Consider the following 16,534-nt stretch of genomic DNA (forward strand, 5'->3'; position numbering starts at 1 on the left):
GAGTTCATCGCTGGTTCACATCGACGCCGACCCACGCTCACCGCGCCGCCCTAGCGTCCGGCGGGTACGCGTCGGTGACCTGCACCGACGTGCACCGACCCTCAGGAGGATCCTCCCCATGAGCGACCGTCCCCGGCTGCTCCCGCTGCTGGGCACCCCTCGCCACGGCAGCCGCGACGCCATGACCTGCCTGTACCGCTGCGGCAACGCCTGTGACCATCCGGTACCCAACACCTCCGACAACGCGTACTTCGGTGACGTGGTGAACGCCGAGGTCAGCCGCCGCGGTGTGGTCCGCGCCGGGGCGGTCGGCGCCCTGGTGCTCGGTTTCAGCGGCGCCGCGGCCGGCGCGCTGGCCGGTGCGGCCCCGCCGCCGCGGCCCCGGTCCCCCCGGTGCCGCCGGCCGGTCAGCCGGTGGCGGCCGGCCGTCGTCCGGGCAGCGGTGCCCTGAGCTTCAAGCCGATCCCGCCGAACACCCTCGACACGTTCGTCGTACCGAACGGGTACGACCACGCCGTCGTCATCCGCTGGGGTGACCCGGTGGTGCCCGGTGCGCCGGAGTTCAACCTGCGCCGGCAGACCGCCGCCGCGCAGGCCAAGCAGTTCGGCTACAACAACGACTTCGTCGGCGTGCTCCCGCTGGACAAGCGCGGCAAGCGGGCACTGCTCGTGGTCAACCACGAGTACACCAACGAGGACCTGATGTTCCCCGGCTTCACCAGCCAGGACGCGCTCAGCGTCGAGCAGGTGAAGGTGGCGATGGCCGCACACGGCATGTCCGTGGTGGAGATCGAGCGGGTCGCCGGCACCGGCCAGTGGCAGGTCGTCGACTCCGGCCGTCGGCCGTACAACCGCCGCGTCGACGCGCTGAGCAGCAAGTTCGAGCTGACCGGCCCGGCCGCCGGCTCGTCGTTCGTGAAGACGGCCGCCGACCCGAAGGGTCGTACGGTCATCGGCACGCTCAACAACTGCGCCGGTGGCGTCACCCCCTGGGGGACGGTGCTCTCCGGTGAGGAGAACTTCAACCAGTACTTCGTCGGCGGCGACGCGGCGCCGGAGTCGGAGAAGGCCCGGCTGGCGCGCTACGGGATCAGCACCAGCGCCCGTTACCCGAGTGGCAGCCGCAAGTGGGACCGGGCCGCCGAGCGCTTCGACCTCGCCAAGCACCCCAACGAGGCGAACCGGCACGGCTGGGTCGTGGAGATCGATCCGTTCGACCCGGAGAGCCGCCCGCGCAAGCACACGGCGCTCGGCCGGTTCAAGCACGAGGGCGCGAACGTCATCGTCGCGCGCAACGGGCACGTGGTCGCGTACATGGGCGACGACGAGCGCTTCGACTACCTGTACAAGTTCGTCTCGGACAAGAAGTTCATGAAGGGTGACTCCTGGGTCGCCCGCAAGCACAACCTGACGCTGCTTGAGTCGGGCACCCTCTACGTCGCCAAGCTCGACCAGACCAGCGCCGGTGAGATCGACGGCTCCGGCACCCTGCCCAGCGACGGTGCCTTCAACGGCCGGGGCCGCTGGATCAAGCTGGTCAGCGGCAACCGCTCCTACGTGGACGGGATGACCGCCGCCGAGGTGCTGACCTTCACCCGGTTCGCCGGGGACAAGGTCGGTGCGACCAAGATGGACCGTCCGGAGGACGTCGAGCCGAGCCTGCTCACCGGCAAGGTGTATGTGGCGTTGACGAACAACTCCAACCGTGGGGTCGGTAGCAACCCGGCGCCGGACGAGGCCAATCCGCGTACCGCCAATCGGCACGGGCAGATCCTGGAGCTGGTCGAGGACCGGGGGGACAACACCAACGACACGTTCACGTGGTCGCTGCCGATCGTCTGCGGCGACCCGGCGGACCCGTCGACCTACTTCGCCGGGTACGACAAGACCAAGGTCTCGCCGATCTCCTGCCCGGACAACGTGGCGTTCGACGGCGCCGGCAACCTCTGGATCTCCACCGACGGCAACGCGTTGGGCAGCAACGACGGCCTCTTCGCCACCGCGACCGAAGGCCCGGAGCGCGGCCACCTCAAGCAGTTCCTGACCGTGCCGGTCGGTGCGGAGACCTGCGGGCCGTTCATCACCGAGGACAACCGCTCGGTCTTCGTGGCCGTACAGCACCCGGGTGAGATCACCGGTGCCACGGTCGACAACCCGGCCTCCACCTGGCCCGACGGCGACTACGCCAAGCCGGGCGTGGTGGTGACCTGGCGGCTGGACGGCGGACCGGTCGGTAGCTGACCCCGCCCCGGCACCGCGCCGGCCGCCGATCCGACGGCCCTCTCCCCACCAGGGAGGGGGCCGTCTCGGTGGGCGGCGACGGTCAGTTGTCGGCGGCCAGGCCGTCGGCGATGGCGCGGGCGGCGGTGAGCAGTTTCGTCCGGACCACCCGGGCGGAGGTCATCATCTCGCTGGCCGGCAGCGCGCAGGCCAGCACCGTCCGCCGTTCCATGTCCTTGTCCGGGCTCACCAGGACGGCGGCGCAGGCCACGCCCTGCCGGAACTGGCCCAGTTCCAACTGCATCCCGCGTCGGTCCCCCGCCGACAGGTCGGCCTCGAAGGCCTCAGGGGTGGTGAGGGTGGCGCTGGTGAACGGGCGCATGCCGTACTCGCGCAGGTAGCGGTGGCGCTGCTCGGCGGTGAGCGTGGCGAGCAGGGCCTTGCCGAGTGCGGTGGCGTGGGCGCCCTCGTCGAACCCGGGAACGAGATCCTCCAGGTACGGCGAGCGGTGGCCCTCCGCCACCGCGGTGATCGCCACCTGGCCACCCACGAACCGGCCCAGAAAATGACTCCAGCCGGTGTCCAGAGCGGCCCGACGCAGGCTCTCCCCGATCGCCGGTGAGCCGCGGAACGCGGAGACCAGCTCGCGGTAGCGGTCGGCCACCTCCAGCCCAACGATGTACGTGCCGTCCTCCCGACGGATCACGTAGCCCTCGTAGGCGAGGGTGCGAACCAGGTGGTACGTGGTGGCCACGGTCAGCTCGCAGCGGCGGGCGATCTGTTTGACCGTCAACCCCCGTGGGGCACGACCGACCGACTCGAGCACTCGAAGCGCGCGGGAGACACTTCGGATCAGGTCCGAAGGTTCCGCCAGGGGGTCACGCACAACCACCTCCGCCACCGGGGACTTACACCATATGAAAAAGCGGCCCTCCGCGAAACGCCTGATCGGGTGGATGATCCAAGGTTCTCGAATACTCGATGTGAAGTTCGCCTCACTTTCCGTTGTCGCAGTGCGGCTGGCGTAGGTTGGCCGCACCATGACCCACATCGCCCCTGCGCACACTTCGGCAACCGCCACACGACCCATCCGCGCCAGTGCCGTCGCAGTCACCGTCACGATCGTCTGCGTGCTGCCGGTCTTCCTGGTCGGCGGCCTCGCCGTGCAGATGCGGGAGGAGTTGGGCTTCTCTCCCGCCGGCCTGGGCCTTGTCGTGGCGGTCTACTTCGGCGTCGGTGCCCTCGCCTCGGTGCCCTCGGGCGCGCTCGTGGAACGGTGGGGCGCGGCCGTGGTGGCCCGCGCCGGCATCGGGGTGTCCGCCGGTGCCCTGCTGGCCGTGGCAGTGGTGGCCAGGTCGTATCCGGTACTCGTCGGTCTGCTCGCCGTCGCCGGCACCGCGAACGCGCTCGGTCAACTGTCCAGCAACGCACTGCTCGCCCGGCACGTCCCGCCCCGCCGGCAGGGCCTGTCGTTCGGCGTCAAGCAGGCGGCCATCCCGGTCTCCACACTGCTCGCCGGCGTGGCGGTACCCACCCTCGCGCTGACCGTCGGTTGGCGTTGGGCCTTCGTGGCGGCGGCCGGCGCGGCACTTGCCGCGCTGCCGGCCGTGTCCACAGGACGCCCAGCCCGCACGGCGGCGCACCGGACGGACCGGCGGCGCAAGGCCAGGGCTGATCCTGGTCGGGGTGGCCGCGACCCTGGCCGCGGGGGCGGCGAACGCCCTGGGCACCTTCGTGGTCGACGCCTCGGTTGACCGGGGTCTCAATCCGGGAATGGCCGGGCTCACCCTGACCCTCGGCAGCGCCGTCTGCGTCGCGGCCCGGATCGGGATCGGCTGGCTGGCTGACCGCCGCACCGGCGGACACGTCGCGGTGATCGCCGGTCTGCTGGTGACCGGCGCGCTGGGGCTGGGCCTGCTCGCCGCGGCCGGCCCCGGCCCGCTGGTGGTTGGCGTGGTGCTCGGCTTCGGTCTCGGCTGGTCCTGGCCCGGGCTGATGAACTTCGCGGTGGTCCAGCTGCATCCGCAGGCACCGGCCGCCGCCACCTCCATCACCCAGACCGGGGTGTACGCCGGCGGCTGTGTCGGCCCGCTCGCCCTGGGCCCGCTGGCCGCCTCGGCCGGCTACCCCGCGATGTGGCTGGCCGCCGCCGCCGCGATGCTGGCCGCCGCCGCCCTCATGCTCACCGCCACCCCACTCCTCTCCACCCCCCGTTGACCCCACCCCGCCCGTCACGGTGATCAAGAGGTGTGCGTCTGGATCTGCCCGCCCGGACGGACGGCGACCAGAATTTCTTGATCAACCCGGTGGCGGTTGGGGCCGGTAGGGGCGGGGTCAGCTGGTGCGGTCGGCGATGTGGTCGCAGAGGGATTCGAGGGCGTGGCGAGCCGGGCCGGGTGGCAGGGGTGCCAGTTGGGCGCGGGCGTCCTCGGCGTAGCTGCGGACGGTCTCGCGGGCGCGCTTGAGCGCCGGGCTCTCGCGGAGCAGGCCGAGCGCCTCGGCGTGCAGGGAGTCGTCGGTCAGCGGCCCGGTGGCCAGGATCTCCCGCAGCCGCACGGAGGCGGCGTCCGCGTCGTCGCCGGCGAGGGCGTAGAGCACCGGCAGGGTGGGCACGCCCTCGCGCAGGTCGGTGCCGGGAGTCTTGCCCGACTCCGTCGACTCGCTGGCGATGTCGAGCAGGTCGTCGGAGAGCTGGAAGGCCACCCCGATGGTCTCGCCGTACCCGGCCAGCGCCGCCACCTGCTCGGGGGCGGCCCCGCTGAACTGGGCTCCGAAATGCACGCTCGTGGCGATCAGGGAGCCGGTCTTCTCGGCGATCACCCGCAGGTAGTGGGCCACCGGATCGTCACCGGCCCGGGGGCCGATGGTCTCGGCGATCTGCCCGTGCACCAGCCGGGCGAACGTACGCGCCTGCAGGCGTACCGCCTCGGGACCCAGCTCGGCCGCCACGTCCGCGGCCCGGGCGAAGAGGTAGTCGCCGACCAGAATGGCGACGGAGTTGGTCCACCGGGAGTTGGCGCTGGGTGCGCCACGGCGCACCGACGCCTCGTCCATCACGTCGTCGTGATAGAGCGTGGCCAGGTGGGTCAGCTCCACCACCACGGCCGCCGAGACGACCTCGGCCCGGGTCGGGTCGCCGAACTGGGCACCCAGGGCCACCAGCAGCGGCCGGAACCGCTTACCGCCGGCCTCCACCAGGTGCCGGGCCGCCTCGGTGACGAACGGGTCGGCGCTGGCGATGCTCGCCAGCAACTCCGCCTCGACCGCCGCCAGCACACCGAGGACGGACTCCTCACTGCGCGAATCAGCGAGGTGAAGGCCGAGCGCGCCGAACTGAGCCGCGCCGGAACGGCTCCGGCGACCACCGGAGCCGGTGACACCTGAACCCTCGCCACCCCTAATCACCACGCCTCCAACCATGCCACACACGTTCTACCTGCACCGGACCGGGGATACGCGACGAGGGCCGGCCCACAGCGCGTGGTCCGGCCCTCGATCGGCAGGTCAGCCGTTACCGGACGAAGTCGGCGGCCGAGGAGGCGAGGTCGAGCAGCGGATCCGGCGCGACGCCGAGCACCAGCGTGGCGAGCACCCCGATCACCAGGGCGGCCGAGGTGAGCCCACCGGGCACGGCCACCGTCGGCGTCGCGTCACCCGGCTCGGAGAGCCACATCAGCACCACGACCCGCAGGTACGGGAAGGCCAGCACCATGCTGGTCAGCACACCCGCGATGACCAGCCACACCTGCCCACCGTCCAACGCCGGACCGAAGACCGCGAACTTGCTGGTGAAGCCGCTGGTCATCGGGATACCCGCGAAGGCCAGCAGGACGAAGGTGAACACGGCGGCGTAGACCGGCGAACGCCGCCCGAGCCCGGCCCAGCGGGACAGGTGGGTCGCCTCACCGTCGGCGTCGCGCACCAGGGTCACCACCGCGAACGCGGCCAGTACCGTGAAGCCGTACGCGACCAGGTAGAACATCGTGCCGGAAAGCCCTCCGCTGCCCGGTGCGAGCACACCGACGAGCAGGTAGCCGGCGTTGGCGATGGACGAGTACGCCAGCAACCGCTTGATGTCGGTCTGCGTCACCGCGAACAGCGCGCCGACCAGCATGGTGAGCACCGCCACCGCACCCAGCACCGGAGTGAAGTCCCACCGGGCCCCCTCGAATGCGACGTGGAACACCCGCAGCAGGGCACCGAACGCGGCGACCTTGGTGCAGGCCGCCATGAAGCCGGTCAGCGGCGTCGGAGCACCCTGGTAGACGTCCGGCGTCCAGACGTGGAACGGTGCGGCCGCCGCCTTGAACAGCAGACCGATGGCGACGAGCGCCATACCGGCGAAGAGCAGCACCGGGCTGGCCGTCGAGTTCGCCACGGCCGCGTTCACGGTGGCGAAGTCCACCCCGGCGACCCGGTCGCCCAGGCCGGCGGTGAAGCCGTAGATCAGCGCCAGGCCGAACAGGAAGAAGGCCGAGGCGTACGCACCGAGCAGGAAGTACTTCATCGCCGCCTCCTGGCTCAGCAGCCGCCGGCGACGGGCCAGCGCGCAGAGCAGGTAGAGCGGCAAGGAGAAGACTTCCAGCGCGATGAACATGGTCAGCAGGTCGTTCGCCGACACGAAGATCAGCATGCCGCCGATCGCGAAGGTGGTGAGCGGGTACACCTCGCCCGCGCCACCGGCGTTCTCCGCCTGCCGGCGGTCCTCCGGCGAGTCGGCGGTCACCGCGGCCTGCGCGACGAACGCGCCGCCCCGCTCGACCACGCGCTCGCCGAGCAGCAGCAGCGCCACCGCCGACAGCGCGAGGATCGCGCCCTGGAGGAACAGCGTCGGCCCGTCGACGGCGATCACCCCGATGGTGATCACCCGTTTGTCGGCGTTGACCACCACCATGGTCAGCGCCGCGAGCACCGCCAGCAGCGCCAACGGCAGCTGTACGGGGTGCCGCAGCCGCCGGGGCACGAACGCCTCGACCAGCACCCCGACCACCGCCGCGCTCAGCATGATCAGGATCGGCGCGATCGCCGCGTAGTCGATCGGCGGCAGTTCAAGCTCAGTCACTGGACCGACCTTTCGTTCGCGACTGCGGGGCTCGCAAGCTCACTCCTCGCGCTCACGGAGCCAACCTTTCGTCTCGCGGCTGCGGGGCTCGCAAGCTCACTCCTCGCGCTCACCGGCTCGCCTCCTGGACGGTGTCTACCGACGGGGCCGGGTCGGTCCGGCCGACGTCCTGCATGGTCGCCTGGATGGCGGGGTTGATCACGTCCGTCACGGGCTTCGGATAGAAGCCGAGCACCACGATCAGCGCGATCAGGGGGGCGACGACGACCTTCTCGCGCAGGTTGAGGTCGCGCTTCATGCCGTCGATCTCGGTCAGCGCCGGGTTCAGGGTGCCCTGCGTGGTGCGCTGCACCATCCACAGCACGTACGCCGCCGCCAGGATGATGCCCAGCGTGGCGATCACGGCGACCGGCTTGTTCACCGTGAACGTGCCGATCAGCACCAGGAACTCGGAGACGAACGGCGCGGTGCCGGGCAGGGCCAGCGAGGCGAGACCGGCGAAGAAGAGCACGCCGGCCAGCACCGGCACCAGCTTGCCCGCGCCACCGAAGTCGCTTACCAGCGCCGAGCCCCGACGCGCGATGAGCATGCCCACCACCAGGAAGAGCAGCCCGGTGGCGAGGCCGTGGTTGACCATGTAGAGCACCGCGCCGGTGCCCGCCTGGGTGGTGAAGGCGAAGATGCCCACGCCGATGAAGCCGAAGTGGGCGATCGAGGTGTACGACACCAGTCGCTTGAGGTCGTTCTGCCCGACGGCCAGCAGCGCCGCGTAGATGATCCCGATGACCGCCAGGGCCAGCGCCCACGGCGCGAACCACTGGGCCGCGTCCGGGAACAGCGGCAGGCAGTATCGCAGGATGCCGAAGGTGCCGACCTTGTCCAGCACGCCGACCAGCAGCGCGGCGGCACCGGCCGGCGCCGCGCCACCGGCGTCCGGCAGCCAGGTGTGGAACGGGAAGAACGGCGCCTTGATCGCGAACGCGACGAAGAACCCGAGGAAGAGCCAGCGCTCGGCGCCGGTGGAGATGTCCACCTGCGACAGCGCCACCCAGTCGAAGGTCTTGCCGCCGACCACCCACAGGCCGATCACGGCGGCCAGCATGAACAGACCACCGACGAGCGAGTAGAGGAAGAACTTCACCGCCGCGTACTGCCGCTGGTGGCCGCCGTAGCTGCCGATCAGGAAGTACATCGGCACCAGCATGACCTCGAAGAACACGTAGAACAGGAAGACGTCGGCGGCGGCGAAGACACCGATCATCGTGCATTCGAGGACGAGCAGCAGCGCGAAGTAGACCGGCACCGACCGCTTCGAGGCCTCCGCGTCGTGCCAGGACGCGAGGATCACCAGCGGCACCAGCACCGCGATCAGCATCAGCATGACCAGCGCGATGCCGTCGGCGGCGAAGGTGAAGTTGACCCCCCAGTTCGGGATCCACGGGTACGACTCGCGGAACTGGAACCGGTCGCCGCCGACCTGGAAGGTCACCCACATGACCACCGACAGCGCCAGCACCAGCAGCGACCAGCCGAGCGCGACCTGCTTGGCCAGCGTCGGCCGGCTGCGCGGCAGGAAGGCGACGACCACGGCGCCGACAAGCGGCGCCACGGTGAGCACCGAGAGGAACGGGAAGTCGGACATTATGCGGCCTTACCTCCGTCGTCACTGTGCGGTCCGCCGGCGACGGCCGCCTGTGAGGCCGACAGCCTCAAGAGGTCGATCACGCGAACCACCCCGCCTGTACGGCCAGGAAGGCGGCCACCACCAGCAGCGCGCCGGTCAGGATCGAGGTGGCGTACGACCGGACGAAGCCGGTCTGCAACCGCCGTAGCCGGCCCGATCCGCCGCCGACGCCTGCGGCCAGGCCGTTGATCAGCCCGTCGATGCCCCGGTTGTCGAGGTAGACGAGCGCCCGGGTGAGGAAGATGCCCGGCTTCTCGAAGACCGCCTCGTTGACCGCGTCGGTGTAGAGGTTCTTGCGGGCGGCGGTGACCAGCACCCCGGCCGGCTGCGGCGCGGTCGCCGTCCCGCCCCGGAACAGGAACCAACCCAGACCCGCACCGAGCACGGTGACCCCCTGCGCCAGGAAGAAGATCGCCAGGTGCGGCAGCACGCCGTGATGTTCCTCGGTCTCGGCGAGGCCGGCGGTGGTGGTCAGCCAGTCCGGTACGGAGGTGGCCAGCAGCGCACCACCACCCAGCGAGCCGACGGCCAGCAGGATCAGCGGGATCGTCATCAGCGCCGGGGACTCGTGCGGGTGCTCGATGTCCTCGGTCCACCGCTTGGGCCCGTGGAAGGTGAGCACGAACAGCCGGGTCATGTAGAACGCGGTCAGTCCGGCACCGAGCAGCGCGGCCCCGCCGAACAGCCAGGCAGTCCACCCCTCCCGAGCGAACGCCGCCTCCACGATCGGCTCCTTGGAGAAGTAGCCGGAGAACGGGATGATGCCGATGATCGCCAGCCAACCGGCGCCGAAGGTCAGCCAGGTGATCTTCATGTACTTCGCCAGACCGCCGAAGCGACGGATGTCGACCTGGTCCTTCATGCCGTGCATCACCGAGCCGGCGCCGAGGAACATGTTGGCCTTGAAGAAACCGTGCGCCAGCAGGTGCACGATGGCCAGCGCGTACGCCGCGCCACCCAGCCCGACGCCGAGGAACATGTAGCCGATCTGGCTGACCGTGGACCAGGCCAGCACCCGCTTGATGTCGTCCTTGGCGCAGCCGATGATCGCGCCGATGAGCAGGGTCAGCGCGCCGACGCTCACCACCACCAGCTGCAACGTGGCGTTGGCCGAGAAGATGATGTTGGAGCGGGCGATCAGGTAGACACCGGCGGTGACCATCGTCGCGGCGTGGATCAGCGCCGACACCGGAGTCGGGCCCTCCATCGCGTCCGGCAACCACGCCTGAAGCGGGAACTGGCCGGACTTGCCGGCCGCGCCGAGCAGCAGCAGCACACCCAGCACCAGCACGGTGCTGCCGGCCAGCGCGCCGATCCCGTTGAACACCTCGTCGTACTGGGTGGTGCCGAGGGTGGCGAACATGATGAAGATCGCGATCGCCAGGCCGGCGTCGCCGACCCGGTTCATCAGGAACGCCTTCTTACCGGCGGTGGCCGCGGCCGGCTTGGTGTACCAGAACGAGATCAACAGGTACGACGCCAGACCGACGCCCTCCCAGCCGAAATACAGCATCACGTAGTTGTTGCCGAGCACCAGCAGCAACATGGCCGCGATGAACAGGTTGAAGTACGCGAAGAAAAGCCGCCGGCGCTCGTCGTGCGCCATGTACTCGACCGCGTACAGGTGGATCAGGAAGCCCACACCGGTGATCAGCAGGACGAAGACCCCGGCCAGCGGATCGAACAGCAGACCGAAGTCCACGCGCAGGCCGCCGACCGCGATGAAGTCCCAGAGGCTCAGCTCGACCGACCTGTTCTCCAGACCGCGCAGGCCGAGGAAGTAGCTCAGGCCGAGCAGGAAGGCGGCACCGACCGCGGTCACCCCGAGCCAGTGCCCCCAGCGGTCGGCCCGCCGGCCGAGCAGCAGCAGGATCGTGGCGCTGACCAACGGGATGGCCACCAGCAGCCAGACGCTGCTCAGCAGCCCGTCCGCCGTCGCGTACGAGACGGTCTCGGCCGGAGCAGCCTGGGCGTACGTCATGATTTCGTCCACCGGTGGGCCCCTCTAGTACTTCAGCAGGTTGGCGTCGTCGACGCTGGCGGAGCGTCGGGTGCGGAAGATCGCCATGATGATGGCCAACCCGACCACGACCTCGGCCGCCGCCACCACCATCACGAAGAACGCCATGATCTGGCCGTTGAGGTCACCGTTCATCCGGCTGAAGGTGACCAGCGCCAGGTTGGCCGCGTTGAGCATCAGCTCGACACACATGAACAGCACGATCGCGTTGCGCCGGACCAGCACCCCGGCGGCGCCGATGGTGAACAGCACCGCGGCGAGGACCAGGTAGTAGTTCGGCTCGACCGAGAAGAAGTCACTCATTTCTCAGTGCCCTTCAGCGTGGTCTCCTCGGCGGTCAGCTCCCGCACCGGCAGGACGTCCGGCGTGCTGCGGTCGCTCAGCCGGCCGTCCGGCAGGCGGGCCGGGGTGGCGACCGACGAGGAGGTGGCGAAGACACCCGGGCCGGGCTTCGGGCCGGGGTAGTTGCCTGGCGCGAAGCGGGCCTTCATGGTGGCCACCTGGTCGCGCTTGTCCTCCTTGCGCCGCTCGACGTGCGCCAGGATCATGCCGCCGATGGTGGCGGTGATCAGCAGCGCCGCGGTGAGTTCGAAGGCGAAGACGTAGTCGGTGAAGAGCAACCGGGCGATGCCCTCCACGTTGCCACCCGCGTTGGCCTGCTCCAGGCCGATCGGGGTGCTGCCCTGCGTGGCCCGGTAGACCCCGCTGCCGAGCAGGCCGGCGAAGCCGAGACCCAGCCCGATCGCCGCGATCCGCTGGCCGCGCAGCACCTCGATCAGCGAGTCGGACGCCTCGCGGCCGACGAGCATCAGCACGAACAGGAAGAGCATCATGATCGCGCCGGTGTAGACGATGATCTGCACCATGCCGATGAACGGCCCCGCCTGGAGCACGTAGAACACCCCGAGGCTGAGCATGGTCAGCACCAGCCACAGCGCCGAGTGCACCGCGTTGCGGGCGGCGACCATGCCGATCGCACCGGCCAGCGCGAGCGGAGCGAGGACCCAGAAGGTCACCGCCTCGCCGCCGGAGACCGCACCGGAGGCGGCGAGCAGCGTCGAGGTGCTCATGCCGACTCCCCCTTCTCCGCCTCGGCCCGCGCCGCGGCCTGCTCGGCACCGGGGAAGGTGACGCCCGGGTGCTCGTCGACCTGGTAGCGCCCCGGCCCCATCGGTGAGCGCTCCGCCCCGGCCGAGGTGCCCGGGTTGGTGAGGCTGCCGACGTAGTAGTCCTTCTCGCTGTCGCCCAGCCGCATCGGGTGCGGCGGCTGCTCCATCCCCGGCAGCAGCGGTGCCAGCAACTGCTCCTTGGTGAAGATCAGGTCCTGGCGGTTGTCCCGGGCCAGCTCGTATTCGTTGCTCATGGTCAGCGAGCGGGTCGGGCAGGCCTCGATGCACAGTCCGCAGAAGATGCACCGCGCGTAGTTGATCTGGTAGACGCTGGCGTACCGCTCGCCCGGCGAGAACCGTTGCTCGTCGGTGTTGTCGCCACCCTCGACGTAGATCGCGTCCGCTGGGCAGGCCCAGGCGCACAGCTCACAGCCGATGCACTTCTCCAGCCCGTCCGGGTGCCGGTTGAGGATGTGCCGCCCGTGGTAGCGGGGGGCCGGCGTCGGCGGGGTGAAGGGGTAGTCGGTGGTGACGACCTTCTTGAACATGTGCGAGAAGGTGACCCCGAAGCCCTTGAACGTTCCGGTGATCGCGCCCACGTCACACCTCCTCAGAGTCCTGGCCGGCGGGGGCGTTGGCCGGCTCCCGCTCGGCGACCATGCGCCGGGTACGCGGGCTCGGTGGTACCTGCAGATCCAGCGGGGGCAGCGGGAAGCTGCCCGGCGGCCGGTTGTCGACCTGCTCGACGAGGGTCGGCTTCGGTGCCGCCTTGCGGCTCGGCCAGAACAGCGCGGCGAGCAGCACGATGCCGGCCGGGATGCCGATGGCGTACATCCGGCTCTGGGTGTCCCAGTCGTCGATGGTGCGCAGACCGGCCAGGATCACGATCCAGACCAGGCTGATCGGGATGAGCACCTTCCAGCCGAAGCGCATCAGCTGGTCGTACCGCAGGCGGGGCAGCGTGCCGCGCAGCCAGACGAAGACGAAGACCAGCAGGATGACCTTGCCGAAGAACCAGAGCAGCGGCCACCAGCCGGAGTTGGCCCCCGACCACTCGGTGATCGGCCACGGCGCGTGCCAGCCGCCCAGGAAGAGCGTCACGGTGAAGGCCGACATGGTCACCATCGCGACGTACTCACTGAGCATGATCAGCGCGAACTTGAGCGAGCTGTACTCGGTCATGAAGCCGGCCACCAGCTCCGACTCCGCCTCCGGCAGGTCGAACGGCGGCCGGTTGGTCTCGCCGACGATCGAGATGAAGAAGACGATGAAGCTCGGGAAGAGCAGCAGCGCGTACCAGCCCGGCGTCGGGATGTCGGCGCCGAACAGGGTCAGCTGGGTTCCGTTGCCCTGGGCGGCCACGATCTCACTCGTGGACATCGTGCCGGCGAGCATGAACACCGCCACGATGGACAGCCCCAGCGCCACCTCGTACGAGATCAGCTGGGCGGCGGACCGCAGTCCGCCGAGCAGCGGGTAGGTCGAGCCGGACGCCCAGCCGGCGAGCACGATGCCGTAGACCGCCATCGACGAGAGAGCGAGCACCACGAGCACCGCGACCGGCACGTCGGTGACCTGCAACGGCGTCTGGTGGCCGAAGATGCTCACCATCGGGCCGAACGGGATCACCGACAGCGCGGTGACCGCGCAGATCACCGAGATGGCCGGGGCGAAGAAGTAGATGACCTTGTCCGCCGACTTCGGGAGGATGTCCTCCTTGAAGGCCATCTTCAGGCCGTCGGCCAGCGTCTGGAGCAGACCGAACGGGCCGAGCTGGTTGGGGCCGGGCCGCACCGCCATCCGCCCCACCACCCGCCGCTCGAACCAGACACCGAGCAGGGTGCCGAGCAGCGCGACGACGAAGGCGAAGACAATCTTGCCGAGGATCAGCCACCACGGGTCGTGGCCGAAGTCGCTCAGCGACGGCGCCTGGGCGAGCGGGTTCATGCGACACCCCCGGAGGAGTTGAGGAGCGGGCCCGGACGGCCGGCCGCGTCGGCGGCGACCGGCTCGGTCGTGCCGGGCGCGGAGATCCGCACCACCGCGCCGGAGGTCGCGCCCAGGCTGCGCCGCACGGTCGAGCCGGGCGAGTTGGTGGGTAGCCAGACCACGCCGTCCGGCATCTCGGTGATCGCCGCCGGCAGGGTGAGCGCACCCCGGTCGGTGCCCACCGTGACCGGGTCGCCGTCGGCGACGCCGAGCGCCTCCGCGCTGCCCTTGCCCAGGCGGACCACCGGCGGCCGGGCGGTGCCACCCAGGTGCTCGTCGCCGTCGGTGAGGCTGCCCAGGTCGACCAGCTGATGCCAGGTCGCCAGCACCGCCTCGCCCGCACCCGGCTGCGGCACCGACCCCGGCCGCACCGTGGGAGCGTCCGGGCGGCTCACCCGGGTCGCCGGCAGGCCGCCCAGTTCACGCCGGACGGTCAGCACGTCCCCGGTACCCAGCCGCACGTCGAGCTGCGCGGCGAGCGCGTCGAGCACCCGCCCGTCGGTCATCGCGGCGGTGTTCAACACCGCGTCGAACGGGCGCAGCCGGCCTTCCCAGTCCAGGAAACTGCCGGCCTTCTCGACCACCGGTGCCACCGGGAGGACCACGTTCGCCCGGCGGGTGACGGCGCTGGCCCGCAGCTCCAGGCTGACCAGGAACGGCACCGCGTCCAGGGCCTGCTCGGCCAGTCGCGGGTCGGCCAGGTCCGCCGGATCGACGCCGGCCACCACGAGGGCACCGAGCTGACCCGCGGCGGCGGCGGCGAGGATGCCGTCGGTGTCCCGGCCGGCCTGGCTCGGGATCACCCCGGCCGGGATGTCCCAGGCCTCACCCAGCTCGGCGCGGGCGGCCGGCTCGGTGACCAGGCGACCGCCGGGCAGCAGGTTGGGCAGGCAGCCGGTGTCGACGGCGCCACGGTCACCCGCGCGTCGCGGCACCCAGGCCAGCTTCGCCCCGGTACGCGCGGCCACCTCGGCGGCGGCGGACAGGCCGCCCGGTACGGTGGCCAGCCGCTCGCCGACGATCAGGATCGCCCCTTCGGCGCTGAGCGCCTCGGCGACGGTGGCGTGCTCGGCGAGCACCCCGGCCTCCTCGCCCGGCACCACCCGGGCCAGCTTGGCGCCGAGCTTCTCCAGGCCACGGGTGGCGAACGGGGCGATCGCGTACACCTTCAGCTTGTTCTTCAGGTACGCCTTGCGCAGCCGCAGGAAGAGGATCGGGCACTCCTCCTCCGGCTCCAGGCCGACCAGCACCACTGCCGGTGCGTTCTCGACGTCGGTGTAGGTGACGTCGGTGCTGCCGGCGACCGTACTGGCCAGGAAGTCGGCCTCCTCGCGGGAGACCGGGCGGGCCCGGAAGTCGATGTCGTTGGTGTGCAGCGCGACCCGGGCGAACTTGGCGTACGCGTACGCGTCCTCCACGGTCAGTCGACCACCGGTGAGCACGCCGGCGCCCTGGCCGGTGTCCCGGGCGGCCCGCAGCCCCTCGGCGGCCACGCTGAGCGCCTCGCTCCAGGACGCCTCCCGCAGCTCGCCGGTGTGCTCGTCGCGGACCAGCGGGGTGGTGAGCCGGTCGACGGCGCGGGCGTACTGGAAGCCCCACCGCCCCTTGTCGCAGTTCCACTCCTCGTTGACCTGCGGGTCGTCCCCGGCCAGCCGGCGCTGCACCTTGCCTCGACGCCAGTCGGTGCGCTGGGCACAGCCCGCCGAGCAGTGCTCGCAGACGCTCGGGCTGGAGACCAGGTCGAACGGCCGGGCGCGGAAGCGGTACTGGGTACCGGTGAGCGCGCCGACCGGGCAGATCTGCACGGTGTTACCGGAGAAGTACGAGTTGAACGGGACGTCGCCGTCCTCGCCCTCGGTGCCGTAGTCCTCGTCCCGGTAGATGTTGATCTCCTCGGCGGAGGAGCGGTTCATCAGGTCGATGAACTTGTCACCCGCGATCTCCTCGGAGAAGCGGGTGCACCGCTGGCAGAGCACGCACCGCTCCCGGTCGAGCAGCACCTGGGTGCTGATCGGCAGCGGCTTCGGATACTCCCGCTTGTGCTCGTGGAACCGCGAGTCGGTGCGACCGGTCGACATCGCCTGATTCTGCAGTGGGCACTCGCCGCCCTTGTCGCACATCGGGCAGTCGAGCGGGTGGTTGACCAGCAGCAGCTCCATGATCCCCTCCTGCGCCTTCTTGGCGACCGGAGAGGTGAGCTGGGTACGGACCACCATGCCGTCGGCGACGGTCTGGGTGCAGGAGGCGACGGGCTTGCGCTGCCCCTCCACCTCCACCAGGCACTGCCGGCAGGCACCGGCCGGGGCCAGCAGCGGGTGGTCGCAGAACCGGGGGATCTCGGTGCCCATCTGCTCGGCGACCCGGATCAGCAGCGCCCCCTTCGGGGCGGTGACCTCGACGCCGTCGATGGTGAGGGTGACCGTCTCGGTCGGCTTGGCAACGTCCGTCAC

At 70.5% G+C, this 16,534-nt stretch carries 12 protein-coding genes and 1 pseudogene; 3 read left to right on the forward strand and 10 right to left on the reverse strand.

Translation table 11 applies throughout. From position 1 onward, the window contains the following. The first annotated feature begins 118 nt into the window (after positions 1-118). A pseudogene (locus ENC19_RS08090) lies at positions 119-2,241 on the forward strand (PhoX family protein). A gap of 82 nt (positions 2,242-2,323) precedes the next feature. On the opposite strand, the gene ENC19_RS08095 reads toward ENC19_RS08090, so the two are convergent. Then, a complete protein-coding gene (locus ENC19_RS08095) occupies positions 2,324-3,106 on the reverse strand; it encodes an IclR family transcriptional regulator (RefSeq protein WP_164446485.1) in 783 nt (260 codons plus the stop codon). 244 nt (positions 3,107-3,350) lie between these two features. On the opposite strand from ENC19_RS08095, the gene ENC19_RS31740 reads away from it, so the two are divergent. Further along, positions 3,351-3,974: an MFS transporter gene (locus ENC19_RS31740; protein ID WP_408058058.1), complete on the forward strand. Its 624-nt coding sequence runs from the start codon at positions 3,351-3,353 to the stop codon at positions 3,972-3,974. Further along, a complete protein-coding gene (locus ENC19_RS31745; protein WP_309246229.1) occupies positions 3,907-4,437 on the forward strand; it encodes an MFS transporter in 531 nt (176 codons plus the stop codon). The genes ENC19_RS31740 and ENC19_RS31745 overlap by 68 nt, the downstream gene beginning before the upstream one ends. Before the next feature lie 117 nt (positions 4,438-4,554). On the opposite strand, the gene ENC19_RS08105 is transcribed toward ENC19_RS31745, so the two are convergent. From ENC19_RS08105 to ENC19_RS08145, 9 genes are all read right to left on the reverse strand, one after another. After that, on the reverse strand, positions 4,555-5,640 hold the full coding sequence (locus ENC19_RS08105) for a polyprenyl synthetase family protein (protein WP_164446487.1): 1,086 nt from the start codon (positions 5,638-5,640) through the stop codon (positions 4,555-4,557). A gap of 91 nt (positions 5,641-5,731) precedes the next feature. Beyond that, positions 5,732-7,282, reverse strand: a complete 1,551-nt coding sequence (gene nuoN / locus ENC19_RS08110) for an NADH-quinone oxidoreductase subunit NuoN (protein WP_164446488.1) — start codon at positions 7,280-7,282, stop codon at positions 5,732-5,734. Between the two features lie 109 nt (positions 7,283-7,391). Beyond that, on the reverse strand, positions 7,392-8,924 hold the full coding sequence (locus ENC19_RS08115; protein WP_164446489.1) for an NADH-quinone oxidoreductase subunit M: 1,533 nt from the start codon (positions 8,922-8,924) through the stop codon (positions 7,392-7,394). Positions 8,925-9,003: 79 nt separating this feature from the next. Further along, on the reverse strand, positions 9,004-10,947 hold the full coding sequence (gene nuoL, locus ENC19_RS08120) for an NADH-quinone oxidoreductase subunit L (RefSeq protein ID WP_164446490.1): 1,944 nt from the start codon (positions 10,945-10,947) through the stop codon (positions 9,004-9,006). Positions 10,948-10,971: 24 nt separating this feature from the next. Beyond that, the gene (gene nuoK, locus ENC19_RS08125) at positions 10,972-11,289 is read right to left on the reverse strand and encodes an NADH-quinone oxidoreductase subunit NuoK (protein WP_013731028.1); all 318 of its coding nucleotides are present in this window, start codon (positions 11,287-11,289) and stop codon (positions 10,972-10,974) included. After that, positions 11,286-12,056 (reverse strand): NADH-quinone oxidoreductase subunit J, encoded by a 771-nt coding sequence (locus ENC19_RS08130; RefSeq protein ID WP_164446491.1) that lies wholly within the window; start codon positions 12,054-12,056, stop codon positions 11,286-11,288. The genes nuoK and ENC19_RS08130 overlap by 4 nt, the downstream gene beginning before the upstream one ends. Continuing rightward, complete coding sequence (gene nuoI / locus ENC19_RS08135) at positions 12,053-12,694, reverse strand: NADH-quinone oxidoreductase subunit NuoI (protein WP_093404032.1); 642 nt, start codon at positions 12,692-12,694, stop codon at positions 12,053-12,055. Before nuoI ends, ENC19_RS08130 begins: the two co-directional genes overlap by 4 nt. 1 nt (position 12,695) lies before the next feature. Then, a complete protein-coding gene (nuoH, locus tag ENC19_RS08140; RefSeq protein WP_164446493.1) occupies positions 12,696-14,042 on the reverse strand; it encodes an NADH-quinone oxidoreductase subunit NuoH in 1,347 nt (448 codons plus the stop codon). Beyond that, positions 14,039-16,534, reverse strand: a complete 2,496-nt coding sequence (locus ENC19_RS08145) for an NADH-quinone oxidoreductase subunit G (RefSeq protein WP_164446494.1) — start codon at positions 16,532-16,534, stop codon at positions 14,039-14,041. The genes nuoH and ENC19_RS08145 overlap by 4 nt, the downstream gene beginning before the upstream one ends.

It is taken from the genome of Verrucosispora sioxanthis (assembly GCF_010560025.1).
Classification (GTDB): domain Bacteria; phylum Actinomycetota; class Actinomycetes; order Mycobacteriales; family Micromonosporaceae; genus Micromonospora; species Micromonospora palythoicola.

Coding starts and splice junctions, on each gene's coding strand:
- ENC19_RS08105 (WP_164446487.1), bottom strand. CDS start 5,640: ATGGTTGGAGGCGTGGTGATTAGGGGTGGCGAGGGTTCAGGTGTCACC.
- ENC19_RS08115 (WP_164446489.1), bottom strand. CDS start 8,924: ATGTCCGACTTCCCGTTCCTCTCGGTGCTCACCGTGGCGCCGCTTGTC.
- nuoL (WP_164446490.1), bottom strand. CDS start 10,947: ATGACGTACGCCCAGGCTGCTCCGGCCGAGACCGTCTCGTACGCGACG.
- nuoK (WP_013731028.1), bottom strand. CDS start 11,289: ATGAGTGACTTCTTCTCGGTCGAGCCGAACTACTACCTGGTCCTCGCC.
- ENC19_RS08130 (WP_164446491.1), bottom strand. CDS start 12,056: ATGAGCACCTCGACGCTGCTCGCCGCCTCCGGTGCGGTCTCCGGCGGC.
- nuoH (WP_164446493.1), bottom strand. CDS start 14,042: ATGAACCCGCTCGCCCAGGCGCCGTCGCTGAGCGACTTCGGCCACGAC.